At 65.4% G+C, this 26,417-nt stretch carries 22 protein-coding genes; 17 read left to right on the top strand and 5 right to left on the bottom strand.

The window, feature by feature from the left end; genetic code table 11:
* Nucleotides 1-13 precede the first annotated feature (13 nt).
* Nucleotides 14-814, bottom strand: coding sequence for a phosphate/phosphite/phosphonate ABC transporter substrate-binding protein (locus tag ACZ5BH_RS03950; protein WP_464890614.1), 801 nt, complete (start codon nucleotides 812-814; stop codon nucleotides 14-16).
* A gap of 146 nt (nucleotides 815-960) precedes the next feature.
* Between ACZ5BH_RS03950 and ACZ5BH_RS03945 the strand changes: the two genes are divergently transcribed.
* The 10 genes from ACZ5BH_RS03945 to ACZ5BH_RS03900 all read left to right on the top strand — a co-directional run bounded on the left by ACZ5BH_RS03945 (nucleotide 961) and on the right by ACZ5BH_RS03900 (nucleotide 13,974).
* Nucleotides 961-1,515 (top strand): thioredoxin family protein, encoded by a 555-nt coding sequence (locus tag ACZ5BH_RS03945; RefSeq protein WP_464890613.1) that lies wholly within the window; start codon nucleotides 961-963, stop codon nucleotides 1,513-1,515.
* 351 nt (nucleotides 1,516-1,866) lie between these two features.
* Complete coding sequence (gene tkt / locus ACZ5BH_RS03940; RefSeq protein WP_464890612.1) at nucleotides 1,867-3,861, top strand: transketolase; 1,995 nt, start codon at nucleotides 1,867-1,869, stop codon at nucleotides 3,859-3,861.
* A gap of 39 nt (nucleotides 3,862-3,900) precedes the next feature.
* Entirely contained in the window at nucleotides 3,901-4,902 is a 1,002-nt protein-coding gene (gene gap, locus ACZ5BH_RS03935; RefSeq protein ID WP_464890611.1) for a type I glyceraldehyde-3-phosphate dehydrogenase, read from the top strand.
* A 140-nt stretch (nucleotides 4,903-5,042) separates the two neighbouring features.
* Complete coding sequence (locus ACZ5BH_RS03930) at nucleotides 5,043-6,224, top strand: phosphoglycerate kinase (RefSeq protein ID WP_464890610.1); 1,182 nt, start codon at nucleotides 5,043-5,045, stop codon at nucleotides 6,222-6,224.
* 57 nt (nucleotides 6,225-6,281) lie between these two features.
* Nucleotides 6,282-7,745, top strand: coding sequence for a pyruvate kinase (gene pyk, locus ACZ5BH_RS03925; RefSeq protein ID WP_464890609.1), 1,464 nt, complete (start codon nucleotides 6,282-6,284; stop codon nucleotides 7,743-7,745).
* 65 nt (nucleotides 7,746-7,810) lie between these two features.
* Entirely contained in the window at nucleotides 7,811-8,887 is a 1,077-nt protein-coding gene (gene fba / locus ACZ5BH_RS03920) for a class II fructose-bisphosphate aldolase (protein ID WP_464890608.1), read from the top strand.
* A gap of 146 nt (nucleotides 8,888-9,033) precedes the next feature.
* Complete coding sequence (locus ACZ5BH_RS03915; protein ID WP_464890607.1) at nucleotides 9,034-9,297, top strand: hypothetical protein; 264 nt, start codon at nucleotides 9,034-9,036, stop codon at nucleotides 9,295-9,297.
* A 191-nt stretch (nucleotides 9,298-9,488) separates the two neighbouring features.
* A complete protein-coding gene (locus ACZ5BH_RS03910) occupies nucleotides 9,489-10,223 on the top strand; it encodes a tetratricopeptide repeat protein (RefSeq protein ID WP_464890606.1) in 735 nt (244 codons plus the stop codon).
* 226 nt (nucleotides 10,224-10,449) lie between these two features.
* Complete coding sequence (locus ACZ5BH_RS03905) at nucleotides 10,450-11,910, top strand: multiheme c-type cytochrome (protein ID WP_464890605.1); 1,461 nt, start codon at nucleotides 10,450-10,452, stop codon at nucleotides 11,908-11,910.
* A gap of 135 nt (nucleotides 11,911-12,045) precedes the next feature.
* Complete coding sequence (locus tag ACZ5BH_RS03900) at nucleotides 12,046-13,974, top strand: cytochrome b/b6 domain-containing protein (protein WP_464890604.1); 1,929 nt, start codon at nucleotides 12,046-12,048, stop codon at nucleotides 13,972-13,974.
* Nucleotides 13,975-14,073: 99 nt separating this feature from the next.
* On the opposite strand, the gene ACZ5BH_RS03895 is transcribed toward ACZ5BH_RS03900, so the two are convergent.
* Together ACZ5BH_RS03895 and ACZ5BH_RS03890 are read right to left on the bottom strand one after the other, a co-directional pair.
* Nucleotides 14,074-16,323: a nitric oxide reductase activation protein NorD gene (locus tag ACZ5BH_RS03895; RefSeq protein ID WP_464890603.1), complete on the bottom strand. Its 2,250-nt coding sequence runs from the start codon at nucleotides 16,321-16,323 to the stop codon at nucleotides 14,074-14,076.
* A gap of 131 nt (nucleotides 16,324-16,454) precedes the next feature.
* Nucleotides 16,455-17,264, bottom strand: coding sequence for an AAA family ATPase (locus ACZ5BH_RS03890; protein ID WP_464890602.1), 810 nt, complete (start codon nucleotides 17,262-17,264; stop codon nucleotides 16,455-16,457).
* Between the two features lie 191 nt (nucleotides 17,265-17,455).
* Between ACZ5BH_RS03890 and ACZ5BH_RS03885 the strand changes: the two genes are divergently transcribed.
* Nucleotides 17,456-17,647 carry a hypothetical protein gene (locus tag ACZ5BH_RS03885; protein WP_464890601.1) on the top strand — a complete coding sequence of 64 codons (192 nt, stop codon included), beginning with the start codon at nucleotides 17,456-17,458 and terminating at the stop codon, nucleotides 17,645-17,647.
* A gap of 67 nt (nucleotides 17,648-17,714) precedes the next feature.
* On the opposite strand, the gene ACZ5BH_RS03880 is transcribed toward ACZ5BH_RS03885, so the two are convergent.
* Entirely contained in the window at nucleotides 17,715-19,094 is a 1,380-nt protein-coding gene (locus ACZ5BH_RS03880; RefSeq protein WP_464891190.1) for a ribulose-bisphosphate carboxylase, read from the bottom strand.
* 185 nt (nucleotides 19,095-19,279) lie between these two features.
* Here ACZ5BH_RS03880 and ACZ5BH_RS03875 point away from each other — a divergent pair, with 185 nt between their 5' ends.
* From ACZ5BH_RS03875 to ACZ5BH_RS03860, 4 genes are all read left to right on the top strand, one after another.
* A complete protein-coding gene (locus tag ACZ5BH_RS03875) occupies nucleotides 19,280-20,200 on the top strand; it encodes a LysR family transcriptional regulator (RefSeq protein WP_464890600.1) in 921 nt (306 codons plus the stop codon).
* A 122-nt stretch (nucleotides 20,201-20,322) separates the two neighbouring features.
* Nucleotides 20,323-20,901 (top strand): Tll0287-like domain-containing protein, encoded by a 579-nt coding sequence (locus ACZ5BH_RS03870; RefSeq protein WP_464890599.1) that lies wholly within the window; start codon nucleotides 20,323-20,325, stop codon nucleotides 20,899-20,901.
* A 10-nt stretch (nucleotides 20,902-20,911) separates the two neighbouring features.
* Nucleotides 20,912-21,373 carry a c-type cytochrome gene (locus ACZ5BH_RS03865; protein WP_464890598.1) on the top strand — a complete coding sequence of 154 codons (462 nt, stop codon included), beginning with the start codon at nucleotides 20,912-20,914 and terminating at the stop codon, nucleotides 21,371-21,373.
* A gap of 34 nt (nucleotides 21,374-21,407) precedes the next feature.
* A complete protein-coding gene (locus ACZ5BH_RS03860) occupies nucleotides 21,408-21,794 on the top strand; it encodes a DUF302 domain-containing protein (RefSeq protein WP_464890597.1) in 387 nt (128 codons plus the stop codon).
* A gap of 69 nt (nucleotides 21,795-21,863) precedes the next feature.
* Here ACZ5BH_RS03860 and ACZ5BH_RS03855 read toward each other — a convergent pair whose 3' ends face one another.
* Nucleotides 21,864-22,532 carry a TonB family protein gene (locus ACZ5BH_RS03855; protein ID WP_464890596.1) on the bottom strand — a complete coding sequence of 223 codons (669 nt, stop codon included), beginning with the start codon at nucleotides 22,530-22,532 and terminating at the stop codon, nucleotides 21,864-21,866.
* A 244-nt stretch (nucleotides 22,533-22,776) separates the two neighbouring features.
* On the opposite strand from ACZ5BH_RS03855, the gene ACZ5BH_RS03850 reads away from it, so the two are divergent.
* Both ACZ5BH_RS03850 and ACZ5BH_RS03845 read left to right on the top strand, forming a co-directional pair.
* Complete coding sequence (locus ACZ5BH_RS03850) at nucleotides 22,777-24,828, top strand: TonB-dependent copper receptor (protein ID WP_464890595.1); 2,052 nt, start codon at nucleotides 22,777-22,779, stop codon at nucleotides 24,826-24,828.
* Nucleotides 24,829-25,132: 304 nt separating this feature from the next.
* Nucleotides 25,133-26,383 carry a hypothetical protein gene (locus tag ACZ5BH_RS03845; RefSeq protein ID WP_464890594.1) on the top strand — a complete coding sequence of 417 codons (1,251 nt, stop codon included), beginning with the start codon at nucleotides 25,133-25,135 and terminating at the stop codon, nucleotides 26,381-26,383.
* Nucleotides 26,384-26,417: the final 34 nt, after the last annotated feature.

Genomic DNA, 26,417 nt, shown 5'->3' with positions numbered 1-26,417 from the left:
GAATGTCAAAGCCTCAGTATCCCCAGGTTCCCTCCAGCAGGCGGGCATAGCCGGTGTAGAGGGCGTTGTCGGCCGGCACGAAACCGGGCAGTTTCAGGGCCTGGAGCATGGCCTTGCCGGCGGGCGTCCTGCCGGCCTGCAGGAGCGCCTGACGCAGCCGGCTGCGCAGGGCGGCAGGCACCCGGGGCGAGACCGACAGCGCCATGTGCGGCACCGGATCGGTGGTGGTGATCACGTTGAGGCTGGTGTCGCCGCGGATCAGGGGGGTGGGCACCAGCGCCGCGAGAGCCTTGCCGGCCTTCAGCCGCTCGAGGGCCTGCTGGGCATTGCTGGAGGCGACCATCACCGGCTGGCGCAGGGGGTTGGGAAACATGGCGTTGAGCCGCAGGCCACCGAGGCTGGGCGGGGGGACGGTGGCGATGCGCTTGCCGACCAGTTCGGCCGGCTCGAAGAGCAGGGTCTCTTCGCGGGTGACCAGGGAATAGGTCACCGTGTCGGGCAGCTTGGCCAGCACCCGGTAGCCCATGCGCTGGTTGCGGAAGTCGGTGAAGTGGGCGGCGTCGAGCACCAGGTCGAAGCCCGGCGGCTGGCGCATGGATTCCCAGTAGTCCACGAAATTGTGGCTGGCGCGGATGCGGATGGTCTGGCCGGTGGCGCGGCCGAGGTATTCGGCCAGCGGGGCGTAGGCCTCCAGGGTGCGATCCCGGGGCAGGATGGGCTGGATGGCCAGTTGCCAGGTGGCGGCCGCCGCGGGCGGGGTGCCGGCGAGGATCGCGGTGAGCAACGGGAACAGCAGGCGGACGAGACGCATCATGGAAGGCATTCCCCATAAAAAATTTGGTAGGAAAAAGTATATGCCAGTCTCGCGAAATGGCGAGCTTTGACGGATAATGGCCCACCGGCACCCCGGCGTGGGTGCGCAACTCATTGAAAAACCACAAGAATCAGGAGAGAACGCCAATGGTCAGCCTCGAGACCCCTGTTTGCGAATTCGGCAAGCCGGCCGTGGACTTCGCCCTGCCGGGCGTGGACGGCCGGATCTGGACCCTGGACGACTGCCGGGGCGAGAAGGGCACCCTGGTGATGTTCATCTGCAACCACTGCCCCTACGTGAAGGCCATCCGCGAGCGCCTGGTGCGCGACACCCGCGAGCTGCTCGAGCACGGGGTGAAGAGCGTGGCCATCATGGCCAACGATCCCGCCCTGTACGAGGAGGATTCCTTCGAAAACATGAAGAAGGTGGCCGAGGAATACGACTTCCCCTTCCCCTATCTGTTCGACGAGACCCAGGAAGTGGCCAAGGCCTATGGGGCCGTGTGCACCCCCGACTTCTTCGGCTACAACGCCGATCTCAAGCTCCAGTACCGGGGCCGGCTGGATGCCTCGCGCAAGGAGACGGCGCCGCCCGACGCCCGCCGCGAGCTGTTCGAGGCGATGGTGCAGGTGGCCGAGACCGGCCGGGGCCCCCAGGATCAGATCCCCAGCATGGGCTGTTCGATCAAATGGAAGGAATGAGGGGGGATCGCCCCGTCAGCGCCCCCTTTTCCGATAAAAGGCATTTATAAAGGCATATTCCGAACAGGGGGCTGGCCCCGGCGCCTATTGCCCGCGCCCGGTAGAAGTGGGAAAATCCCGGGCTCGTTGACCCCGGGAGATTGCGAAGCCAATCACAATCCGGTCGCCCTTGCCGCCGACCGCACGACCCGCATCCCGGTGCCGAGCTGAATCCGCGAGGGAGGAAAGTCTCCGGAACGAACGAACATCGACGGCCGCGCCCGGCGCGGCCGTCTGCGGCGATCCCGTGGCACCGGATCCGCACGCCGAACGACACACCAGATTTCTTTTTCAAGCACTGAGGGGAACGTTATGCCATCTCGTAAAGATCTCGCCAATGCCATCCGTGCGCTGAGCATGGATGCGGTGCAAAAGGCCAATTCCGGGCATCCCGGCGCACCGATGGGCATGGCGGACATCGCCGAAGTCCTCTGGAACGATCACCTGAAGCACAACCCGACCAACCCCGAGTGGTGGGATCGCGACCGCTTCGTGCTCTCCAATGGTCACGGCTCCATGCTCATCTACTCCCTGCTGCACCTGACCGGCTACGATCTCTCCATCGAGGATCTCAAGCAGTTCCGCCAGCTCCACTCCAAGACCCCGGGCCATCCCGAATACGGCTACACCCCGGGCGTGGAGACCACCACCGGCCCGCTGGGGCAGGGCATCACCAACGCCGTGGGCATGGCCCTGGCCGAGCGGACCCTGGCCGCCCAGTTCAACCGCCCCGGCCACAACATCGTCGATCACTACACCTACGTGTTCCTCGGTGACGGCTGCATGATGGAAGGCATCTCCCACGAGTCCTGCGCCCTGGCCGGCACCTGGGGGCTGGGCAAGCTGATCGCCTTCTGGGACGACAACGGCATCACCATCGACGGCCACACCGAGCACTGGTTCACCGAAGACACGCCCAAGCGTTTCGAGGCCTACGGCTGGCACGTGATCCGCGACGTGGACGGCCACGACGCCGAGGCCATCGACAAGGCCATCCGCGAGGCCAAGTCGGTCAACGACAAGCCCACCCTGATCTGCTGCAAGACCGTGATCGGTTACGGCGCCCCCAACCTCTGCGGCAGCCACGACTGCCACGGCGCGCCGCTGGGCGACGACGAGATCAAGGCCACCCGCGAGAACCTGAACTGGCCCTACGCGCCGTTCGAGATTCCGGACGAGATCTACCAGGGCTGGGATGCGCGCGAGAAGGGCAAGCAGGCCGAAGCCCACTGGGCCGAGAAGTTCGCTGCCTACAAGCAGGAATTCCCGGAACTGGCCGCCGAGTTCGAACGCCGCATGAAGGGCGAGCTGCCCGCCGACTGGCAGAAGGTGGCCGACGACTACATCAAGGCCACCGACGAGAAGGGCGAGTCCATCGCCTCGCGCAAGGCCTCCCAGAATGCCATCACCGCCTACGCCAAGGCCCTGCCCGAGTTCCTGGGCGGCTCCGCCGACCTGACTCCGTCCAACCTCACCGCCTGGCCGGAGGCGAAGCAGATCACCGACACGGTGGCCGACGGCAACTACATCTCCTACGGCGTGCGCGAGTTCGGCATGTCCGCGATCATGAACGGCGTGGCCCTGCACGGCGGCTTCATCCCGTTCGGCGGCACCTTCCTGATGTTCTCCGAGTACGCCCGCAACGCCCTGCGCATGGCCGCCCTGATGGGGATCCGCAGCATCTTCGTCTACACCCACGACTCCATCGGCCTGGGCGAGGACGGCCCCACCCACCAGCCGGTGGAGCAGATCGCCACCCTGCGCATGATCCCGAAGATGCAGGTCTGGCGGCCCTGTGACGCGGTCGAGAGCGCCGTGGCCTGGAAGGCGGCCATCGAGTACATGGCCGGCCCCACCTGCCTGATCTTCTCCCGCCAGGGCCTGCCCCACCAGGTGCGTTCCGACGATCAGCTCACCGAAATCGCCCATGGCGGCTACGTGCTGCAGGACTGCGACGGCACCCCCGAGGCCATCATCATCGCCACCGGCTCCGAAGTGGGCCTGGCCATGGAGGCCGCCAAGACCCTCACCGAGGAAGGCAGGAAGATCCGCGTGGTCTCCATGCCCTGCGCCGAGGTCTTCGAGCAGCAGGACGACGACTACAAGGAATCGGTGCTGCCGTCCGACGTCACCGCCCGGGTGGCCGTGGAGGCCGGAGTGCCCGACTACTGGTACAAGTACGTGGGAGCCAAGGGCCGCATCATCGGCGTGGATCGCTTCGGCGAATCCGCCCCGGCCGGCGAACTGTTCAAGCACTTCGGTCTGACCGCGGAGAACGTGGTCAAGGCCGTCAAGTCGGTACTTTGATTTACGACCCCATTTTTTGACTGACTGGAGATCAACGACATGACCATCAAAGTTGGTATCAACGGATTCGGCCGCATCGGCCGCATGGCCTTCCGCGCCATCCACAAGGAGTTCCCGGAGCTGGAAGTGGTCGGCATCAACGACCTGCTGGACGCCGACTACCTGGCCTACATGCTCAAGTACGACTCGGTGCACGGCCGTTTCGCCGGTGACGTGAAGGCCGAGGGCGGCAACCTGGTTGTGGACGGCAAGACCATCCGCCTGACCGCCGAGCGCGATCCGGCCGACCTCAAGTGGGGCGACATCGACGTGGATCTGGTGCTCGAGTGCACCGGCTTCTTCCTCACCGAGGAGACCTGCCAGAAGCATATCGACGCCGGCGCCAAGAAGGTGGTCATGTCCGCGCCTTCCAAGGACGGCACCCCCATGTTCGTCTACGGCGTGAACCACGACAGCTATGCCGGCCAGGCCATCGTCTCCGCCGCCTCCTGCACCACCAACTGCCTGGCCCCGGTGGCCAAGGTGCTGCACGACAACTGGGGCATCAAGCGCGGCCTGATGTCCACCGTGCACGCCGCCACCGCCACCCAGAAGACCGTCGACGGTCCCTCCATGAAGGACTGGCGCGGCGGCCGCGGCATCCTGGAGAACATCATTCCCTCCTCCACCGGCGCCGCCAAGGCCGTGGGCGTGGTGCTGCCCGAACTGAACGGCAAGCTCACCGGCATGGCCTTCCGCGTGCCCACCTCCGACGTCTCCGTGGTGGACCTGACCGTGGAGCTGGAGAAGCCGGCCAGCTATGACGACATCTGCGCCGCCATGAAGAAGGCCTCCGAGTCGGGCGACATCAGCAAGACCCTGGCCTACACCGACGAGAAGGTGGTCTCCACCGACTTCCGCGGCGTGGGTTACTCGTCCATCTTCGACGCCGGCGCCGGCATCGCCCTGGACGACACCTTCGTCAAGGTCGTGTCCTGGTACGACAACGAGTACGGCTACACCTGCAACATGCTGCGCTTCGCCCAGCACGTGGCAGGTTAAGAGAAAAGGGAAGGTGTGGTGGCGGGCCGAAGGCCCGCCACCATCCCTTTGCTCTTGTCGCTTTTCACTTTCCTCTCGAAAAGAGTACTTGGCTGAGGGCCCACCTTCATCCAAGTTCTTTTGACTCAGGAGCAGTCCACATGTCCGTAATCAAGATGACCGACCTGGATCTGGCCGGCAAGCGCGTGCTGATCCGCGAAGACCTCAACGTGCCCGTGAAGGACGGCAAGGTCACCTCCGACAAGCGCATTCGCGCCTCCCTGCCCACCATCGAACACGCCATGAAGGCGGGCGCCAAGGTGATGCTCATGTCCCACCTGGGGCGGCCCACCGAGGGCGAGCCGGCCGAGGAGTTCTCCCTCAAGCCGGTGGCCGATCACCTCTCCGAATTGCTGGGCAAGCCGGTGCGCCTCGTCACCGACTATCTCGAAAACCCGCCCGAGCTGGAAGACGGTGAAGTGGTGGTGCTCGAGAACGTGCGCTTCAACAAGGGCGAGAAGAAGAACGACGACGAACTGTCGAAGAAGTATGCCGCCCTGTGCGACGTGTACGTGATGGACGCCTTCGGCACCGCCCACCGCGCCCAGGCCTCCACCCACGGCGTGGCCAAGTACGCCCCCGTGGCCTGCGCCGGCCCGCTGCTGGTGGGCGAGCTGGAAGCGCTGGGCAAGGCCCTGGAGAACCCGGATCGGCCCATGGTGGCGATCGTCGGCGGTTCCAAGGTGTCCACCAAGCTCACCGTGCTCGACTCCCTCTCCAAGGTGGTCGATCAGCTCATCGTCGGCGGCGGCATCGCCAACACCTTCATCGCCGCCATGGGCTACAACGTGGGCAAGTCCCTCTACGAGCCGGATCTGGTCGAGGAAGCCAAGCGCCTGATGGCCGACGCCAAGGCCAAGGGCGCCGACATTCCCATTCCGGTGGACGTGGTCACCGGCAAGGAGTTTTCCGAGAACGCCGCGGCCGAGACCAAGAAGGTGGACGAGGTGGCCGACGACGACATGATCTTCGACGTGGGTCCCGAAACCGCCGCCCAGTACGCCGAGCTGCTGAAGAAGGCCGGCACCATCGTCTGGAACGGTCCCGTGGGCGTGTTCGAGTTCGACCAGTTCGCCGGCGGCACCAAGGCCCTGGCGATGGCCATCGCCGAAAGCCCGGCCTTCTCCATCGCCGGCGGCGGCGACACCCTGGCGGCCATCGACAAGTACGGCGTGGCCGACCGGATCTCCTACATCTCCACCGGCGGCGGCGCCTTCCTCGAGTTCCTGGAAGGCAAGAAGCTGCCCGCGGTGGAAATCCTGGAGCAGCGCGCGGCCGGCTGATTCGCCGCAGCCGGGGCGCCCTGGCGCCCCGGCCCTTTCCGGAAACCCGACAAGACTATGCGCAGAACCAAAATCATCGCCACGCTGGGTCCCGCTACCGACGATCCCAAGATCATGGATCGCATGATCGAGGCCGGCGTGGACGTGGTGCGAATCAACTTCTCCCACGGCAATCACGCCGAGCACCAGGAACGGGCCGAGAAGGTCCGCAACCGGGCCCGCGCCCACGGCCGCCAGGTGGGCGTGCTGTGCGATCTGCAGGGCCCCAAGATCCGCATCGAACGCTTCAGGGACGGCAAGGTCTTTCTCCAGGAGGGCGACACCTTCATCCTCGACACTGCCTGGGACCCGGACGGCGGCACCGCCGAACGGGTGGGCATGGCCTACAAGTCCCTGCCCGAGGACGTCAGCCGCGGCGACACCCTGCTGCTGGACGACGGGCGCATCGTCCTGTGGGTGGATTCGGTGGAAGGCACCGAGGTCATCTGCCGGGTGGTGGTGGGCGGCGAGCTGTCGGATCGCAAGGGCCTCAACCGCCAGGGCGGCGGCCTCTCGGCACCGGCCCTCACCCACAAGGATCGTGAGGACATACGCATGGCCGCGACCATGCAGGCCGACTACCTGGCCGTGTCCTTCCCGCGCAACGCCGAAGACATCCACGAAGCCCGGCGCCTGCTCACCGAGGCCGGCGGCCATGCCGGGATCATCGCCAAGATCGAGCGCGCCGACGCCCTCGAGAACATCGACGAGATCATCGAGGCGTCCGACGCCATCATGATCGCCCGCGGCGATCTGGGCGTGGAAATCGGCGATGCGGCCCTGCCGCCGGTGCAGAAGTCCCTGATCAAGAAGGCCCGGGACATGAACCGGGTGGTGATCACCGCCACCCAGATGATGGAATCCATGATCTCCAGCCCCATCCCCACCCGGGCCGAGGTCTTCGACGTGGCCAACGCCGTGCTCGACGGCACCGACGCGGTGATGCTCTCCGCCGAGACCGCCACCGGCATGTTCCCGGACAAGGCCATCGGCGCCATGGATCGGGTCTGCCTCGAGGCCGAGAAACAGCGCGTGGCCACCCACTCCCACCACCGGATCGACACGGTCTTCAAGCGCATCGACGAGGCCATCGCCATGGCCACCATGTACACCGCCAACCACCTGGGGGTGAAGGCCATCGCGGCGCTCACCGAGTCGGGCTCCACCACCCTGTGGATGTCCCGGATCAGCTCGGGGATACCCATCTATGCCTTGACGCGTCATGTGGAGACGCGTAGAAAGGTGACACTCTACCGGGGCGTCTACCCGGTCAGTTTCGAGGAAACGACCAAGGATCACGCGGTCCTCAACAAGGAAGCCATCGACGAGCTTCTGCGACGGGGCGCGGTCCGGGAAGGCGATCTGGTCATCATCACCAAGGGCGATCTGACCGGGGTGATGGGCGGCACGAATGCCCTGAAGATCGTCCGTGTCGGGGAACTGCTCAACACCGAAGAGGACATCGAGTCCCAGGTGGACTGAGCCGCTCCGCGGCCGCTGTCAGCGACACAAAACCAATCAATCACATCGTTCAAGGAGGTCCCGAAATGGCCCTGATTTCCCTTCGTCAACTGCTGGATCATGCCGCCGAGCACGGCTACGGCATGCCGGCCTTCAACGTCAACAACATGGAGCAGGTGCACGCCATCATGCAGGCGGCCGACGAGACCAACAGCCCGGTCATCATGCAGGGTTCCGCCGGGGCCCGCGCCTATGCCGGCGAGCCCTTCCTGCGCCACCTGATCCAGGCCGCGGTCGAGCAGTATCCGCACATTCCGATCTGCATGCACCAGGACCACGGCTCCTCGCCGGGCGTGTGCCTGCGCTCCATCCAGTCCGGCTTCACCTCGGTGATGATGGACGGCTCCCTGATGGAAGACATGAAGACCCCGTCCTCCTTCGAGTACAACGTGGAAGTGACCCGCAAGGTGGTGGAAATGGCCCATGCCGGCGGCGTCTCCGTGGAAGGCGAGCTGGGCTGCCTGGGCTCCCTGGAAACCGGCGAAATGGGTGAGGAAGACGGCCACGGCGCCGAAGGCAAGCTGGACATGGATCAGCTCCTCACCGATCCCGAGCAGGCCGCCGAGTTCGTGGCCCTGACCGACGTGGACGCCCTGGCCATCGCCATCGGCACCTCCCACGGCGCCTACAAGTTCACCAAGGAGCCCACCGGCGACATCCTGCGCATCGACCGCATCAAGGAGATCCACGAGCGCATTCCCAGCACCCACCTGGTCATGCACGGCTCCTCCTCGGTGCCCCAGGAATGGCTGCAGATCATCAACAACTACGGCGGCGACATGGGCCAGACCTACGGCGTGCCGGTCGAGGAAATCCAGGAAGGCATCAAGCACGGCGTGCGCAAGGTCAACATCGACACCGACCTGCGCATGGCCTCCACCGGCGCCATCCGCAAGCACCTGGCCGACAACCCGTCCAACTTCGATCCGCGCAAGTTCCTCAAGGCCTCCACCGAAGCCATGAAGGAAATCTGCAAGGCCCGCTACGAAGCCTTCGGCTCCGCCGGCATGGCCGACAAGATCAAGCCCATCCGGCTGGAAGACATGGTCGCCCGCTACGCCTCCGGCGAGCTGGCCCAGAAGGTCAAGTCGAAAGCGGCCTGAGGCCAGGGCGTACACGCACGGCGGCGGATGCGGGGCAAACCCGTATCCGCCGTTTTTTTTTGACATTGAGAGAAAAAAGGAAAGAGACAGGAGACAAGAGGGCATCCCTTTCGTTCTTTCCTCTTGCCTCTTTGTCCTGGCGTAAAATGACCGAAGACATCCTGCAACGCGTGATCGCGAAAATCGAGGCCGATCCCCACAGCGGCCAGTCGCTGCTGCTTTTCGCGCTGGCCAAGACCCTGGACATGCCCCGCGGCGGGCATATGTACATGCTGCAGAAACTGCGCGAGATGACCCCCGATACCCGCGCCATGGCCTACGCCCTGATGGAACACATGGCCGAGGGCCGCAACACCGGCCCCGAATGGGAAGCCGCCATCGCCCGCATGGAAAAGGCCATCCGCGGCTGAAGTCCGCTTGCCGGCGCCGCTGGAAACAAACACGGAGGGCACGGAGAGGATGCAGGGTCGGGTGTGTTCGCGAAGAAGTGCGCCGAGGCATGTGGTGCGTTGTTGCGCGAATCTCCCTGCGCCGGGCTAAAGTTCGCCCCGTGCCGGTCCGCTAAGACGATGGAATCCCTCCAAAATGCGGGGTCATCGTCATGTTGCGCAAAATCACCCGCCGGGCGGGTCTTTTCGGGTTGTTCCTGGGCCTGCCTGTCACCGTGCCGGCGGCGATGCCGCTGGCGGAATCACCGGTGCCGGCTGTGCGTCTTGCGCAGGCCGGCCTGCATGCGACCGCGGCCCGGCAGGCCTTTCGTCGGGGCCTGGCGGCGTTTGACGCCGGCGCGCTGGCCCTGGCCGAGCGGCTGTGGCTGCCCGCGGCCCGGGCCGGGGATGCCGATGCCGCCTACCATCTCGCCCTGCTCTACGAGCGCCGCGCGCCCGGCGCCGTGGCGGTCCTGATCTGGTATCGCCGGGCGGCGCGGCTGGGTCACAGCGACGCGCAGCACAATCTGGGACTGGCGCTGATGAACGGGGAGGGCGTGCCGGTGGACATGACACAGGCCCTCTACTGGTGGCGCAAGGCCGCCCGCCAGGGCAACGTGGATTCCCAGTACAACCTGGGGCTGGTCTATGCCCTGGGCCGCAATGGCGTGGCGCCAGACCGTGAACGGGCCCGCTACTGGTGGCTGCAGGCCGCCCGCCACGGCGATGCCGCCGCCCAGTACAATCTCGCCACCCTCTATGCCAGCGAGCCGCGCCGGCCCGACTACTGCCAGGCAAGGCGCTGGTTCGATGCCTCCAGCCGCAACGGTTTTGCCCGGGCCGTCGAGGCCCTGACCCTGCTGCCCGCCGCTGGCGCGGCCTGCCCGCCGGCGGTTTCCGGCCCCTGAGCGGCAGCACGCATCTGCACCATGTTGGTGAAGGGGCCGTCCGCCCTGCACCATGACCTGTCACGCCAGGGGAGCGCTTCCCGCCTGCCGGGCTGGTCCCGTTTCCGGGATAGGGCGACATTTTACAGAAAAATCATTCTCTTAAAAATCCAAGCAAACTTGTAGGAATATAATTGGTACGGTCTTTGCCTCCCGCTGTTCGACAACGAACAAACGGGAGGCAAAGATGAAGAGCATGTCTGTGGGGCGCGGCGTTGCCCTGCTGCTGATGCTGGGGGCGCTCGCGGCGCTGCCGGCCCAGGCGGCCAAGCCGAAGGCCGAGAAGCCGGTCTCGATCCTCAAGGGCTTCAAGCACCTGAGCAAGGAGAGCGCCGAATGCGTCTCCTGCCACCGGGAGAAGACCCCGGGGATCTACGAGATGTGGGGCGAGTCCAAGCACTATCGCGCCAACGTGGGCTGTTACGAGTGTCACAAGGCCAAGACCACCGACAAGGATGCCATCAAGCACAAGGATTTCGTGATCTCGGTGATCGTCTCGCCCAAGGACTGTGGTTCCTGCCACGAGCAGGAAACCAGGGAGTTCGATGCCAGCCACCATGCCACGGCCGGGAACATCCTCGGCTCGCTGGACAACGTGCTGGCCGAAGTGGTGGAAGGCGCGCCCGTGCTCAAGGGCAGCTCGCCGGTGGTGACCATGGGCTGCGCGGGATGCCACGGCTCCATCGTGCGCGTGAACTCGGACGGTTCCCTGAATCCGGCCGGCTGGCCCAACACCGGGATCGGCCGCATCAACCCCGACGGTTCCAAGGGGGCCTGTTCGGCCTGCCACCTGCGCCACAACTTCGACGTGGAGCAGGCGCGGCATCCCGACAACTGCGGCCGCTGCCACCTGGGACCGGATCATCCGCAGAAGGAAATCTACGAGGAGTCGGTGCACGGCATCGCCTTCCGCGCCCACATCGACGAGATGAACATGGATTCGAGCAAGTGGATCCCGGGCGAGGACTACAGCGCCGCGCCCACCTGCGCCACCTGCCACATGTCGGCCACCAAGGATCTGCCGGTGACCCACGACATCGGGGCGCGGATCTCCTGGAACCTGCGCGCGCCCATCTCCTTCAAGATCGACGAGAAGGCGAAAAAGGCCGGCAAGAAGGTCAAGCCCTGGCTGGCCCGGCGCAAGGACATGAAGAACGTGTGCAGCTCCTGCCACGGCCGCAACATCGTCGACAACTTCTACGAACAGCTCGACAGCTTCGTGAACCTGTACAACGACAAGTTCGCGATCCCCGGGTCGAAGCTCATCAAGGTGCTCAAGGAAGAGAAGCTGCTGGATCCGGTGAAGTTCAACGAGGAAGTGGAATGGACCTGGTTCCTGCTCTGGCACCATGAAGGCCGCCGGGCCCGCCACGGCGCGGCCATGCTGGCGCCAGACTACGTGCACTGGGAAGGCATGTTCGAGGTCTCCCGGCGCTTCTACATCGAGCTGGTGCCCCAGGTCCGCGAGCTGATCCACAAGGCTGAGCAGGCCGGCAACAAGCGGGGCGCCGCCCGGGTGCAGAAGGTGCTCGACGAGATCCTCTCCTCCGAGATGCATCGCTGGTTCCAGGGTGGCAAGCCGCCGAAGACCTGGTCGCCGGACGACGACGACAATCACGGCTTCGGCAAGACCGACAGGAAGATCTGAACGACGACCTCCCCTGGCTGGATGCCATTTTCCCCCATGGACGGGGCCCTTTTTCCCGGGGACGGCTGACGCCGTTCCCGGTGTTTCCGGTGGTCTCGCACCGCCCCATCGTCGGAGACGGGAATGATCTCGCGCTTGTTAGCACTGCTTCTGTGGAGCCTGGCCTGGCCGCTCGCCGCCGCGCCGGAGTTTGACGACAGCGAATGCCTGGACTGCCACGGCATCGAGAGCTATGCCGTGCCTCTGGGCGAACACGGCGAAGGCGGCATGCGCCCCCTGGGGCTGAATGTCGAGGCCCTGCGCGAGAGCGCCCATGGCGAGCTGCGCTGCGTCACCTGTCACGACGACATCCGGGAATTGCCCCACGGCCGGGAAGGGCTGAAGCGGCCCGACTGCGTGGACTGTCATCTCGAGACGGCCAGACGGCGCGCCACCCAGGCCGCAGCAACGGGCCGCCAGACCCGGGCCGCCCGTCGGCAGAAGGAAACGCCGGCGTTCGTGCTCAATACCGAGCGCTATACCCGCTCGGTGCACGCCGGCGGCCAGGCGGACAATGCCGACTGCGCCACCTGTCACACGGCCCACTACGTGTTTCCCTCCGAGGATCCGCGGGCCGCCACCTTCCGCGAGCATTCGCCGCAGATGTGCGGGGCCTGTCACGCAAAGGCGCTCGCGGCCTGGTCGGACTCCCTGCATGCCGCGGCCCTGCGCCGGCCGTGGCGGGGCGAGAGCGCCACCTGCGCCGACTGCCATTCGGCCCACGAAATCGCCGACAAGGAAACCCTGGCGACCCACCGTCGGGTGACCAGGAACTGCGGTGATTGCCACCGGAAGGAAGTGGCCAGTTACATGATGACCACCCACGGCCAGCTTGCCTGGCATGGCAACGAAAAGGTGCCGCGCTGCGCCGACTGCCACGAGGGGCACGCCACGGTGGGCATCGACGATCCCCGCTCGCCGGTGAGCCCCTCGCGGCGGCTGGCGACCTGCCGGGAATGTCACGAGAATGCCGGACCGAAGATCGTCTCCTACAAGGCGCACGGCAACACCAGCGACTTCGACCGCTATCCGCTGATGTTCATCACCGGCAAGTTCATGGTGGGGATCGTGATCCTGGTGCTGATCTTCTTCTACACCCACTCCATGCTGTGGTTCTACCGCGAGTACAAGACCCGGGTACTGGGCACGACGAAGGTGGACGGCGTGACCGTCCGCTACCGCATCAAGCCGCCGAAGAAGCACAGCGACCGCCACTTCCGGCGCTTCGCCTGGTACTGGCGGCTCAACCACTGGGCGCTGGCCCTGTCGGTGATGACGCTGGTGATGACCGGGATGGCGGTGATGTATCCCGATACGGACTGGGCCATGCGGGTGGTGGCTGCGGTGGGCGGTCCCGGCGTGTTCGGCATCATTCACCGCACGGCCGGCGTGATCTTCCTCGCCGCCGTGCTGGGCCACCTGGTGGCGGTGCTCTACCGGGTGTGGCGGAATCCGGATTTCGACTGGTTCGGTCCCGATTCGCTGCTGCCGCGCAAGAAGGACTGGGAAGACATGAAGGCCCAGTTCCGCTGGTTCTTCGGCAAGGGCGAGCAGCCGCGCTTCGACCGCTTCACCTACTGGGAGAAGTTCGACTACTGGGCCGTGTACTGGGGCGCATTCGTGATCGGCAGCTCCGGCGTGCTGTTGTGGGCCTCGCCCACCCTGCTCCAGTGGCTGCCGGGCTGGGCCTTCAACATCGCCTCCATTGCCCACGGAGTGGAGGCTTTCCTGGCGGTGACCACCCTGTTCGTGGTGCATTTCTTCAACAACCACTTCCGTCCCGCCAAGTTTCCGCTGGATACGGTCATGTTCAGCGGCAGCTGGGATCTGGAGGAGTTCAAGGAAGAACGGCCGCTGGAATACGCGCGCCTCGAGGCCTCGGGCGAGCTGGAGAAGCATCTGGTCAAGCCGCCTTCACGGCTGGCCAACATCATCTACCACATTCTCGGCTTCACCCTGCTCGGGGTCGGGATCAGCCTGCTGGTCATGGTCTTGGCGGGTTTCTTCGAACGGGGACTGGTTTGACGACAGAGGAAAGAAACAAGATACAAGAGTAAAGGAAAGAGGCGGCGCCTTCGGCGCCACATTAACTTTCCTCTTGTCTCTTTTCCCTTTTCTCTGCCTTCACGATGTCAATGCCGCGAACAGCAGGGGCAGTTTCTCGGGCAGACGCTCCACGTGGTCGATCACCGTGTACTGCTGGCCGAAGATGTCGCCGATGTAGTCGTCGGCCTTGGTGTCGAGGCTGATGCACCAGGTGAAGATGCCCTCGCCGTCCAGTTCCAGCACCGCCTTGCGGGCGTCCTCGATGAGCAGGCGCTCGTCGTGCACGTCGATGTCGGCGGGCTCCCCGTCGGTGAGGATCAGCAGCAGTTTCTTGTCAGCCTTCTGGCGCTTGAGATAGTGGCCGGCGTGGCGCATGGCGGCGCCCATGCGGGTGGAATAGCCGGCGTCCATGGCCGCCAGGCGGCCCTTGACCTCGTCCCCCCAGTGCTCGGTGAAACCCTTGAAGTGGAAGTAGCGCACGTTGTGGCGGGTGTCCGAATGGAAGCCGCCGATGGCGAAGGGATCGCCAAGCTGTTCGATGGACCAGGCCAGCAGGGAGACGGCCTCCTGGCTGAGTTGCAGGATGGTCTGCTCGCAGCCGTGGGGCACTTCGTTGAGGGAGGCGGAGAGATCCAGCAGCAGGGTCACGGCGATGTTGCGCCCGGCATGCCGGTAGCGCATGTTGATGCGGGGATCGGGCGTGTGGCCGCTGCGGTAGTCGATGAGTGAGCGGATGGCCACGTCCAGATCGAGCTCGGTGCCGTCTTCCTGGTAACGGATCCGTTCCACTTCCTGGGGCTTGAGCAGGTCCAGCAGGCGCTTGAGGCGCTTGGCCAGGGCGGCATGCTTGCTGAGCACGGCGTCGATCACGGCCGGATCGCCGCTCGGATGCAGGGCCTCGTAGAGGCTCACCCAGTCGGGGCGGTAGGTCTTGGTCTGGTAGTCCCATTCGGGATAGTGGCGGGGCGGCAGGCCGGGATGTTCCTCTTCGTTGGGTTCGAGCTTGCGCTGTTCCTCGAAGGCTTCTTCCTCGTCGCCTTCCTCGATGAATTTCCACATGTGCCGGTTGTCGTCGCGGTATTCCACTTCCGTGTCCTTGAAGCGGACGTTGGCCTGCAGATCGCTGGGCTGGCGGGTGCGGGCGATGAAGTGGATGGCCAGTTCGGCCATCTCGGCGGTGGAGGATTCGCCTTCGGCCAGGGCGGCGTGGAAGCGCTCGGCGAATTCGCGGATGTGCGCGTTGCGGTAACCGTGTTCCGGGTCGAGGAGGGCCCGCGAGAGCATGGCCAGGCGGTGGCGGATGCAGGATTCGGTTTCCGGATTGCAGGCGTCTTCCACCGGCACCGGGTGCAGGGCCTGGAAGATCCGCCGCAGGCCGGGATAGCGGCGCATGGCCAGGTGCTCGACCCGCGAGTCTTCGAAGACCTCGATGGCCACGCGCTGGAAGGGGCTGTAGTTGTCGGCGATGATGGCCTGGGTCCAGCGCCGGTGGGCGGCGATGTGGGCGAGCAGGGCGCGGTAACGGTCCAGGCCGCTCACCGCCTCGGTGTCGTCGTACACGTCGGGCACGCGGATCCCCAGCCGGTCGTAGTAGGGCATCGGCTTGCGCAGTTCATCGAAGGCGGTGGAGTAGGGCACGAAGTGATCGTGGTCGTTCCACAGGCTGCGTAGGTACATGCCGAGCTTGCGCTCGTGATCGGCGAACAGCATACCGTGACGCTCCCGCTGCAGCACGGCGCGGCTGTCGGCCGATTGCAGGGAGAAGTAGTCCCGCTGGCGGTCGGGGTGACTGGCGTAGTTGCGGATGCCGTATTCGACCCAGTTTTTCAGCCCCTCCAGCGAGAGCTGGTTGAGCAGGTGCGGGGCCCGTTCGAGGAAGTCCGGCAGGGCCGGACTGGGCATGGTGGCGTGGTGGCCGTGGATGGAGACGGTGGTGCGTTCCAGCAGATCCATCACCAGCGCGATGTAGTGCTCCAGGGAGTCCAGGCTGCCTAGGCGGCGGGCCGCTTCCGGCAGCGACTGCAGGAAGGGCACCAGGGCCTTGGCATTGGGCGTGCGGGCCATGTTGAAGGTGGCCCGGGCAATCCGCTCCAGCGCCGCGACGCCCAGGTGCTCGGCGATTTCCGCGGCCTCCTCCAGATAGACCAGCACCGGTTCGGCGCCCCGGCCGGTCATGCAGATCAGCGAGGCGCCTTCCAGCCAGGCGGCCACGCCGTCGGCATCGAGCCGTTCCAGGGCTTCGGCCAGGCACTCGGCGAACACGTCGTCCACCTGCGGATGGTTGCAGGTGAGCCGTTCACGCCAGGCCTGGAGTTCGCTTTCGTTCATGGTTCAAGGGGTTTCAACGCAAAGGCTCTCGTGTGTAGGAGCGGCGCGAGCCGCGATGATGCGGTTTCCCGTCCCCAGCTATTCGCTACCGCGATATCGCGGCTTGCGCCGCTCCTACCCGGCAGGTTCCGTCATTCCCCGAACACCGCGTCGATGGCATGGAACAGGGTGTCGCGGATGTCGGCGTCGTCGGTGATGGGGCGCACCAGGGCCATGCGGCAGGCGTCCCGCGGGGCAATGCCGTGGTTGATCAGGGCGGCGGCGTACACCAGCAGGCGGGTGGAGATCCCTTCATCAAGGCCGTGGCCCTTGAGGTTGCGGGCGGTGTGGGCGATTTGCACCAGTTTCGCGGCCGTGTCGCCGCCGATGCCGGTTTCCTTGCTGACGATCTCGCTTTCCACGTCGGCCTCGGGGTAGTCGAAGTCCAGGCCCGAGAAGCGCTGCTTGGTGGACTGCTTGAGATCCTTCATCAGGCTCTGGTAGCCGGGGTTGTAGGAGATCACCAGCTGGAAGTCGGGATGGGCCTCGACCACCTCGCCCTTCTTGTCCAGCGGCAGGGTGCGGCGGTGGTCGGTGAGGGGGTGGATGACCACGGTGGTGTCCTGGCGGGCCTCCACCACCTCGTCCAGGTAGCAGATGGCGCCGATCCGGGCGGCGGTGGTCAGCGGGCCGTCCACCCAGCGGGTGCCTTCGCTGTCGAGCAGGAAGCGGCCGACCAGATCGGAGGCGGTCATGTCTTCGTTGCAGGCCACGGTGATGAGGGGCCGCTCCAGCTTCCAGGCCATGTATTCCACGAAGCGGGATTTCCCGCAGCCGGTGGGGCCCTTGATCATCACCGGCAGGCGGGCCGCATAGGCGGCCTCGTAGAGGGCGATTTCGTTGTGCTGGGGCTGGTAGAACGGCTCCTGCCGGATCCGGTAGGCATCGGTGTCGTTGGCCATGACAGCGTCCTCGAAGGGGGATTGACGAATGGAGCGAGGATACGTGGATATTCTTATAAGGAAAACTCAATTATCTTGATTGTTATGATAATGAATTGCTTATGAGAAAGATTTGTGTGCCGGCGGGGATGGCAATTTCCACCCTGGCCCCCATCTCAGGGATGACAACAGCCTGTCAGGAGGAAAGCACCATGTCTGGGATCATCCAGGGGGAGCGCCCCCTCGAAATCGGCGAAGTGGACGACAACCGGGTATTCCTGCAGCAGACCGATGCCCAGGGCCAGGTGAACCGCATCGAGTTGCAGATGCAGCAGGTCGAGACCCTCGATCAGTGGCTCACCGCCTGGCTGGAAGAGAGCAAGGAAGGCCTGGTCAACGTGTGAGGCGGGCATGAAAAAGCCCCCGCCACGAGGGTGACGGGGGCTTTTCCGGCCGCGGGAAAACGCGGTCTTACTTGTGCACGCCCAGCTTCTCGCGCCAGCCCGGATAGAGGGCATCGGCATCGTGCGGGAAGGATTCGAAGGCCCGGGCGAATTCCTTGTGCTCCTTGGCCCACTCGATGGGATCGGCACCGGCCTTCCAGCACTCGTAGGCCTGGCGCAGGGAGATGGCGCCGGCCGCCGGGCTGTCGATGTGGCCGTAGGAACCGCCACCGGCGGTGTTGATCACGTTGGCGTGGCCCAGGTTCTCGAAGAAGCCGGGCAGGCGCAGGGCGTTCATGCCGCCGGAGATGATCGGCGTGGTGGGCTTCATGCCGTACCACTTCTGGTTGTACACGGGGCCCTGGTACTCGTCACGCTCGATGATGTAGGCGATGGCGCGGTCGTCCTTGTCGCCTTCCATCTTGCCGTAGCCCATGGTGCCCACGTGGATGCCCGAGGCGCCCTGCAGGCGGGACATCTTGGCCAGCACGTAGGCGGTGTAGCCGCGCTTGGACTGGGGCGAGGTCACGGCGCCGTGGCCGGCCCGGTGGTAGTGCAGGTACTGGTTGGGGAACCAGCGGCGGGCGGTGGTGACCATGCCCGGGCCGCCCACGTAGCCGTCCACCAGGAAGGCCACGTGATCGGCGAACTCGCCGAAGGTTTCCAGGATGTATTCGCCGCGGGCGATCATCTCGGCGTGGTCGTCGGCGGTGATGTTGGCCGAGAACAGCTTGGCCTGGCCGGTTTCGTCCTGGGCCCGCTTCATGGCGTCAACCACCAGCGGGATCACCTTCTTCATGGGGGCGAAGACCTGGTTGCCCTGGGGCTCGTCGTTCTTGATGAAGTCGCCGCCCAGCCAGAACTGGTAGGCCGCCTCGGCGAAGGGCTCGGGGCGCAGGCCCAGCTTGGGCTTGATGATGGTGCCGGCGATGTAGCCGCCGTCCTTGATGGGCCGGCCGAGGATGCGCCACAGATCGGAGATGTCCTTGGCCGGGCCGTCGAACAGCTCGATGGCGCGACGGGGCATGTAGAAGTCGATCATCTTGGCGTATTCGATGTCGCCCATGCCCTGGTTGTTGCCGATGGTCAGGGTCAGGAAGGAGACGATCATCATGCGCCCATCGGTGATGTTCCGATCGAACAGTTCGATCGGATAGGCGATGCGCATGTCTTCGTTGGCCTCGTCGATGTGATAGACGAGGGCGTCCACCCCCTTGGTGAATTCGTCGGTGGTGGAGACTTCCACGTTGGTGCCGGTGGAGGACTCGGCGGCGAAGTGGGCCGCGGCTTCCAGGTAACCGTAACCTTCCTTGGGCTTCATCTTGTAGGCGCACAGGATGTGCTTGCCGCCTGCGATCAGGTCTTCTTCCTTCAGGCTGAGGTCAGCGTAGCGACTGGATTGGTCCATAGCCATGGGATTTCTCCTCTGTCTGTCTGCGTCAGGCCGGGCCCGGGCGCGGGACGGCGGGTGCGGTCTCGGGCGGCGGATTCCGGCGGAACCGGGGGCGGGCCCCGAAAAAGTGCAGGGACTATACGGTTATGCATCCATAATTGAAATTCAAATGTTTTGATTGAAATGATAAGATTTACCTTATGAATGTAACGTTCCGTCAGTTGCGGGTCTTCGAAGCCGTGGCCCGGCACCTGAGCTACACCCAGGCCGCCCAGGAGCTGCACCTGAGCCAGCCTGCCGTGTCCATGCAGATCCGGCAGCTGGAGGAGAACGTGGGCCTGCCCCTGTTCGAGCAGATCGGCAAGAAAATCTTCCTCACCGAGGCCGGGCACGAGATGTACCATTACAGCCGCAGCATCGCCGGCCAGCTCGCCGAGGCCGAGGAGGTTCTGGAGCAGCTCAAGGGCGTCCAGCGCGGACGGCTGGACATCTCGGTGGCCAGCACCGCCAATGCCTTCGCCACCCGCCTGCTGGCGGCCTTCGCCCGGCGCTATCCGGGCACCACCTTCACCCTCGACGTGACCAACCGGGCCACCCTGGTCCGGCAACTGGAGGAGAACGAGAAGGATCTGGTGATCATGGGGCGCCCGCCGGCGGGGATGAACCTGGTGGCCGAAGCCTTCATGGACAATCCGCTGGTGGTGGTGGCGCCGCCGGATCATCCCCTGGCGCGGGAGGCGGCCATTCCCTTCGAACGCCTGGCCTCGGAGACCTTCGTGGTGCGCGAGGCCGGCTCGGGCACCTTCATCGCCATGGAGCGGTTTTTCGAGGAGCACGGCATGGCCCTGACCACCGGCATGCAGATGACTTCCAACGAGGCCATCAAGCAGGCCGTGGAAGCCGGTCTCGGGCTGGGCATCGTCTCCATTCATACCCTGGAGCTGGAACTGGAGGCCGGACGGCTGGCGGTGCTGGACGTGGAGCACTTTCCGATCCTGCGCCACTGGTACGTGGTGCACCGCCCCGGCAAGCGGCTCTCGCCGGTCGCCCAGGCCTTTCGGGACTTCGTGCTCGCCGAAGCCGCCGGCTACATCCCGGCGGTGCCGGCCGCCGGGGCTTGAGTTCCCGCTGCCGGCGCCCCATGTCGTGCGGCACGAATGTGACAAGGTCACCGCCGGCCGGCGGGAGGAACGGCAGACTGATCCCCGATCCTTTCGCAAGCCAATCCACGGGAGAAAACACCATGAAAAACGGCAAAATCCTGATCGCCGGCCTGGCCCTGGGGCTGATCACGCCCGTCCTGGCCGGCCCGCCGGGCCCGGAACAGGCGCGCATCCTGGAAAGCCGCAAGGTCGTCAAGCAGTTCATGGGCCGCCTCAAGGGCGAACTTCAGCAGGCCATGCGGGCCGGCGGGCCGGTGCGGGCCATCGAGGTCTGCCGGGTCAAGGCGCCGGCGATCGCCGGCGAGATGTCGCAGCAGACCGGCTGGCGGGTGGGCCGGACCTCGCTCAAGGTCCGCAACCCGAACAACGCGCCGGATGCCTGGGAGCGGCGGGTGCTGGAGGCGTTCGAGGCCCGCAAGGCCCGAGGCGAAGACGTGCGCAAGCTGGAACATGCCGAGATTGTTGCGGTCAATGGCAAGAAGCAGTTTCGTTACATGAAGGCCATTCCCACCGGCAAGATTTGCCTCAAGTGCCATGGGGCGAAGCTGGACCCGGCTGTGGCGCAGACCCTGGCGCAGTTCTACCCCCAGGACAAGGCGCGGGGCTTCCGGGTGGGCGACATTCGCGGGGCCTTCACCATTACCCAGCCCCTGGACTGACGAGGAATCCATGACCATGCAGCGGATGACCCTTCTGACCGGCGCCGCCGGTCTGTTGCTGACCCTGGCCGCCTGCGGCGAGAAAACCGAAATGCCGGCAGAAGGGACGCCTGCCCCGGCGCCGGTGACGGAGACGCCCGGCACTCTCGTGCTGGAGAGCGGCAAGCGCCTGTTCCGCCAGCACTGCGCCCAGTGCCATGGGCAGAACGCCGAAGGCGCTCCCGACTGGCGCAAGCGCCGGGCCGACGGCAGTTTCCCCGCCCCGCCGCTCGACGGCACCGGCCATGCCTGGCACCATTCCCTGGACGTGCTGAAAATGACCATTCGCGATGGCACCGCCCGGCTTGGCGGCAGCATGCCGGCCTGGGGAGACAAGCTGAGTGAAGCGGAAATCGAAGCCATCATTCACTGGTTCCAGTCCCGCTGGCCGGAAGAAATTCGCGCCGAATGGCAGCAGCGGTTCGGCGGCTGATTCGCCCCCTCCATCAACCAGAAGGAAAAACATCATGTACGGATTCAGTACCACGCTCGACTGTGGCTACGACGAAGCGGTGCAGAAGGTCACCGACGCGCTGAAGGAAGAAGGCTTCGGCGTGCTGACCGAGATCGACGTCAAGGCCGTGATGAAGAAGAAAATCGACAAGGACATGCGCCCCTACCTCATCCTGGGCGCCTGCAACCCCCAGCTCGCCAGCCAGGCCATCGACGCCGAGGCCGACATCGGCCTGCTGCTGCCCTGCAACGTGCTGGTGCGCGAAGAGGAAGACGGCCGGGTCACCGTGGCCTTCCTCGACCCGGCCGTGATGGAAAAGCTCACCGAGAACCCCGGCGTGGCCGAGGTGGCCAAAGAGGCCCGTGCCCGCCTGCAGCGGGTGTGTGACGCGCTCGCCTGAACGGCATTTCGACGTTTGCAGACGGAAAGGGCCGGGTTCATCCCGGCCCTTTCCGTTTGGGCTGTTGGTTCAGTGCAGCCGGAAGCGCATCCGGTATTCGAAGGCCAGATGCCGTGTGCCTGCCGGCAGGGGCGGGAAGGGCGCGGCGGCCTGGGCCGCCCGGGCCGCCGCCCGGCACAGGATCGGTGTGCCCTTGAGACAGCGGACGGCCACGAGCCGGCCATCGGCGGCAACCCGCAGGGCGAGGGTCACGGTGCCGGTGAGGCGCCGGCGCCGGGCCGCGGAGGGATAGCGTTTGTGCTGTTCGATCCGCTGCAGGATCTGCTGCGTGTAATCCTGTTGCCGGCGGACCACCGACGCCACGGCGATCGCCACGGGCGGGGCGGTCTCCGGCTCGGCCCTGGCCACTGCCGGCGGCGGGGGTGGCGCAGGCCGAAGCGGTTCGGGCGCAGGTTCGGGCTCGGTTTCGGCGCGGCGCGCGGGAACGGGACGGGGCGGCGGCCGCACCGGCGGCGCGGCCGGTTGTTTCGTCACCGTTTCCGGCACCGGGGGCGGCGTGGGGGCCGGCGGCCGGGCCCGGGGGGGCGCGATGACGGCCTGGAAGGTGACCACCGGTGTTTCGCGGTGTTTTCCCAGCACCGTGTACTGGCGGCCGAGGTCGACCAGCACCGCCGCGTGCACGAGCACGGAGGCCAGGGCGGCCAGATGGATGGCTTGAATGCGCAATGCAGGCAACATGCGGAAACGGCAAGGACGGCTGAGTTTCGACCGCCACAGTATCGGCAGCGGCCGCCCCCGCGGCAAGCGGGAAAGCGGGATGACTTGATTTGGATCGTCTGTTGTCGCAGATGCGCCAGGGTGTCGCATTTGCGACAGGTTTTTCGCGGCCCGCGAACGAAAACGCCCGCCAGGCGGGCCTGTCATGGCGGCACGCATCTTGCCATGCAACGACACCTGTCATTTTCACTACCGGAGTCGTTGCATGAACAAGAAAATCCTGTGGGCCGTGTTGTGTGTGGCACTGCCGGCTGGCGCCGAAGAGGCCCTGCCGGTGATCGAGGTGGAAGCCGCCCTGCCGGTGGATGCCGCTTCGGCCACCCTTGCGGAGGAGAATACCTGGCGGCCGGCACCCGCCGATGGCGGGGAATGGATTCTCGATGTGCCGGGCGTGTCGGGGATCCGCATGGGAGCCAAGGGCATCGATCCGGTGATCCGCGGCCAGAAGTACAACCAGCTCAACGTGCTGCTGGACGGCGCCTTCGTCTACGGCGGTTGCGCCAACCGCATGGATCCGCCCACCGCCTGGGCCGATGCCGCCGGCTACGATTCGGTGACCGTGATCAAGGGCGTGCAGAGCCTGCTCTACGGCAGCGGCGGCAGCGGCGGCACCGTGCTGTTCGAGCGGGACGAACCGGCCTTCGAGGACGGGCGGCGATTCAAGGGCAAGGCCGGCGGCGGTTACCGTTCCAATGGCGAGGCCCGGGATGCCTTCGTCGATCTCGCCACCGGCAGCGACAGGGCGTTCGCGCGCGGCATCGTTTCCGCCCGCGAGGCCAAACCCTACAAGGATGGTGACGGCAACGAGGTTCACTCGGGTTACAAGACCCGCGCCGGCGCCCTGACCCTGGGGGCGCGCACGCAGGGCGGCACCCTGTTCCGCTTCGATGCCGATGTCACGCGCGGCCGTGACACCCTGTATGCCGGGGCGCCCATGGATGCCCCCGTCGAGGATGGCAATCTCTACAAGCTGCGCATGGACATGCCGCGTGCCGGCGTTTTCGAGAACCTGCGCGCCGAAGCGTATCGCACCGACATCTACCACGAGATGGACAACTACAGCCTGCGTCCGGCCGGCACGATGTGGATGCGCGTGACGTCCGATGCGAACACCACCGGCGGGCGCCTGCTGGGCGATCTGGGCATGGGCCAGGGCACGCTGACCCTCGGTATCGATGTGCAGAACACGGATCGCGATTCCACCCGCTACAGCAGCATGACGGCCACCGTGCCCACGGCCAGCCAGTCCTATCTGTGGCCGGGCACCCAAATCGATCAGACCGGCCTGTTCGCCGAATACAGTGCCGAGGCGGGACGGGCCAGCCGCTACACCGTGGGGCTGCGCTATGACCGGGTCGAGGCACAGGCCACCAAGGCGGATCTGGCCCCGGCGGCCATGGGCACACTGAGTGCGAACGGCCTCTACAGCCAGTACTACGGCACCACGGCCCGCACGCAGACCGAGGACAACCTCGGTGCCCTGTATCGCATGGAACACGATCTGAGCGAGCAGACCACGGTGTTCTGGGGCGTCTCCCGCACCGTGCGCACCGCCGATGCCAGCGAGCGTTACATGGCCGGGAACAACAGCAACCCGGCAAAACGCTGGATCGGCAACCCGGATCTGGACCCGGAGGCCCATCACCAGATCGATCTGGGCGCCCACTGGCGGGGCCAGCGGACACAGCTGTCCGTCTCGTTCTATTACGACAGCGTGCGCGACTACATCCTGCGTGACCGGGCGCACGGGCAGGCCGGCATCCTGCAGAGCGACAACGCCGCCATCTACCGCAACGTGGACGCCCGCCTCTACGGTTTTGACGCCGAGGCCACCCGGCAGTGGACGGCCCGCTGGCGCAGCCGTTTCACCCTGGCCTACGTCAACGCCACCAACACCACCGACGACCGTCCCATCGCCCAGACGCCGGCGCCGGAAGGCACTGCCTCGCTGGACTACGCGCAGGCACGCTGGCTGCTGGGCGTGATGGTGCGGGCCACTCTGAAGCAGACCCGGGTGGAGGACGATCCCACCGTGGACAGCGGTCTCGACGCCGGCCAGACGCCGGGCTTTGCGGTCTGGAACGTCTATGGACGCTGGCAAGCGGCGCCTGGCACCGAAGTCAAGTTCGGCATCGACAATCTCTTCGATCGCCTGTATGCCGAACACCTCAACAAGCCCAACGCCTACGATCCCGGCGCCAACCAGGTCAATGCGCCCGGCCGCAGCTATTGGGTTCGCCTGACGGTCAGCTTCTGAAGCAGGGAGAGATCGTCCGGCGCCGGTACCGCGTTGACCAAAACGATGAGACAAGCAGTTTGCCCTTTCTGACCGGCGAAAACGCCGGTCTTTTTTTTTGTGTGCAGCGTCGGCTTGTACCGGTTCCAGATGGCCGTTGATGCAAGTCAATGCATGGCCTTCGTGTTGGTTGCAGGTTGGACGACAACGGTTTTTTCTCAACCCGGAATCTCAAATCCGGGAACGGCGGTCAGGAGTGTCAGCAAACGGCAATTTCGGGTTGCCCCTCCGGGGGTTCATCTTCATCTTGCAGGAGGATCTTGTCATGTTACGCAAGACGTTTTACTTGACGCCGTTGTCATCACTCGTCGCCGGCATGCTGTTGACCGTGACTTCGCCAGCCCAGGCGCTCGGTTTCAACGAGGCCATCACGGGCGGGGAATTCAAGGGCGTGCTGCGTCCCCGCTTCGAATATGTGGATCAGGAAAACCTGTCCGAAAAGGCCAAGGCGCTGACCCTGCGCGCGGCCTTCCAGTACACCACGGGCGCCTGGCAGGGCCTGCAGTTGCGCGCCGAGCTGGAAGTGGTCGGGGCGTTGGGCGCGGACAGTTACAATTCCACCCAGAACGGCAAGTCGGTGTATCCCGTGGTGGCCGATCCCGTGGGCGGCCATTTCAACCGCCTGTTCCTGTTTCACAAGGGGAGTGGCTACGAGGCCGGCGTGGGCATGGATGAGATCGTGTACGACAATGCCCGCTGGGTGGGCAACATCGGCTGGCGGCAGAACCACCAGACCTTCAACAGCGCCAAGATCGACGGCCAGGCCGGTGGCATCGCCTATCATGCGGCCTATCTCTTCTCCCGCTATCACGTCGCCAACGTGGGAGGTGCCTACAACGGCGATGCCTACTATGATGGCGACGACTTCGACGGCAGCTACTTCCTCAACGCCGCATACGGCTTCGACTTCGGGAAGCTGGTGGGCTTTGCCTACTCCTACGAATTCGATCGGCCCAATGGCGTGACCGTGAAGCGCACCAATACCCTGGGCGCCAGCCTCTCGGGCACGCCGGGGCCGTTCGAATACCGTCTGGAATACGCCACCCAGAAACGCGAGGATGCCAAGGGCGTGGGCAATGACGGCAGCGCCAGTTACTGGCACCTCATCGGCGGCATGAAGTTCGGCGCTGCGAAGCTGCTGGTCGGTTACGAGTTCCTCGGCTCCGACGACGGCCAGTATGCGGTACAGGCCGACTTCGGCACCAACCACAAGTTCAACGGCTTCGCAGATCAGTTCCTGGCCACGCCGGCAGCAGGGCTCAAGGATCTGTACGTGACCGGTGTGTTTCGTTTCGCGGGTGTGAAGTTCGTGGCCAGTTACCACAAGTTCACGCCGGACGACGACAGCACCTTCAACGATTACGGCACGGAGCTGGATCTGGTGGTGGCGAAGAAGCTCGGCAAGCAGGTCAGCCTGCTGGCCAAGTTCGCCGACTTCAAGGCCAGTGACGATGCGGGCAACCCCAAGTCGAACGACGTGCAGAAGCTGATTCTGCAGGCGGCATACCGCTTCTGAGCCTGCCGGGGCCGTTGCCCGCCTTCCGGCGGGT

It is taken from the genome of Thioprofundum lithotrophicum, assembly GCF_055387065.1.
Note: the sequence above shows the minus strand (reverse complement) of the source record. Positions and strands in the feature narration are given on the sequence as shown.